Consider the following 1,965-nt stretch of genomic DNA (forward strand, 5'->3'; position numbering starts at 1 on the left):
CGCTGCTGGCGGCGCTGGTGGTCCCGACGCAGCGGCGCGGCGGCGGCGCCGAGCCGGCGGCCGACACCGGGGCGCCGCCGGTGGTGGCGGTGGGGCTGGTCGCCGACTTCCGCGGGCCGGCGGGGGGCGCGTCGCGCCCGCTCACCGACATGCTGGCCACCAACCTCGCGCGCGTCGCCGGCGTGCAGGTCATCAGCTCCGCGCGCCTGCAGGAGCTGCTGCAGCGCAGCGGCGCCGCCGACACCGTCGCCGGCAGCTTCGTCGGCGCGGCGCGGCAGGCCGGCGCGGGGGAGCTGATCGACGGCACCCTCTACGCGCGCGGCGACGGCACGCTCCGCCTCGACCTGCGCCGCGTCCACCTCGCGAGCGGCGCCGTGCGCGCCGCGCTCACCGTCGAGGGGCGCGACCTGTTCGCGCTCGCCGACAGCGGCACCGCGCAGCTGCTGCGCGGCATGCGCCTCGACGCGCCGCGCGGCTCGGTCGCCGACGTCACCACGCGCTCCGAGACCGCGTACCGCCTCTACACCGAGGGGGTGCGCGCGTACTACGCCGGCGACCTGGCGACCGCGTCCCGCCTCCTCGGCGAGTCGCGGCGCGCGGACTCGACGTTCGCGATGGCGGCGCTCTACCACGCGGTGTCGCTCTACTCGTCCGACTGGCCCGCGGCGGCCAGCGCGATGGAGCGGGCGTCGGTGCTCGCGGAGCGCGCGAGCGAGCGCGACCGGCTCTTCATCCGCAGCCTGCGCGCCGCCGGCGGGCAGCTCCCCGAGCTGGCGCCGCTCGCCGACTCGCTCGTCGCCCGCTACCCCGCGCTGGTCGAGGGCTACTACTTCCGCGGCGAGGCCGCGCAGATCGGCGGCGACTACCTGCGCGCGCGGCCGCTCTACGAGCGCGCGATCGCGATGGACTCGCTCGGCGTCGGCACCGGCGCGGGGCCGTGCATCACGTGCAGCGCGATGAACTCGCTGATCGGCGTGCTGCACGCCGCCGACTCCCTGCCGGCCGCGCTGCGCGTGGCGCGGCGGTGGGTGCGGCTCCGCCCCGACGACGCCCAGGGGTGGAGCCGCCTCGCCGAGGTGCTCGGACGCCTCGGGCGCTGGCCCGAGGCCGAGCAGGCGCACCTGCAGGCCCTCACGCTGGGCCCGGGGCTGGAGAGCGTGCGCCTCTTCCCCATGTTCCGCGCGTACCGCAAGCACGACTTCGTCGAGGCCGAGCGGCTGACGCGCGCGGCCATGGGGATCGGCACCGCCACGCAGCGCACCGAGGCCGTCTCCACGCTCACCACGGTGCTGCGCTACCAGGGGCGGCTGCGCGAGGCGCTCGACGCCGCGCGCCGCTACCACGCCCTGCAGCTCGCGGCGTATCGCGGCCACCCCGAGCTGGGCACGCCGCCGGTCAACACCCGCCTCGAGGAGGCGATCGTCCTGCTCGAGGCGGGGCGGCCGCTCGAGAGCGCGCGCATCTTCGAGGAGATGGCCGCCGCGCCGCGCCTGGTCGGCCAGACGCCCGCGGGCCGCCTGCGCCAGCGCGCGTGGACGCTGTCGCACGCCATGACCGCGCGCGCCGCGGGCGGCGACACGGCGGGGCTGCGCGCGCGCGCCGGGGAGCTCGAGGCCACGCGGCGCGAGGCGGGGCTCACGCACCCGCACTACCGGCACTACCCGGCCGGGCTGCTGGCGATCGCGCGCGGCGACACCGCGGGCGCGATCACCGAGCTGCGCGCCGGCATCGCGTCGTGGACGGTGGGCTACTCGCGCGCCACCATGACGCTCGCGCGGCTCCTGCTGGCCACCGGGCGCCCCGCCGAGGCGGTCGCGGCGCTGCAGCCCGTGCTGCGCGGCGACGTCGAGGGGCAGACGCTGTACCTCACCTTCCCCGCCGTGCACGAGGCGCGCGTCGGCGCGGTCGGGGCGATCCGCAGCCCGCAGCCCGCCGCGGCCGCCGGCGACAGCGCCGCCGCGCACT

General features: G+C 78.6%; 1 protein-coding gene. It reads left to right on the forward strand.

Features of this window, described 5'->3' with window-relative positions:
• Positions 1–1,965, forward strand: a 1,965-nt coding sequence (locus PYV61_RS24775; protein WP_275836554.1) for a tetratricopeptide repeat protein, incomplete at both ends; no start/stop codon positions are given.

The sequence above is a fragment of the Roseisolibacter sp. H3M3-2 genome (assembly GCF_029211165.1).
In the GTDB taxonomy this organism is placed as follows: domain Bacteria; phylum Gemmatimonadota; class Gemmatimonadetes; order Gemmatimonadales; family Gemmatimonadaceae; genus Roseisolibacter.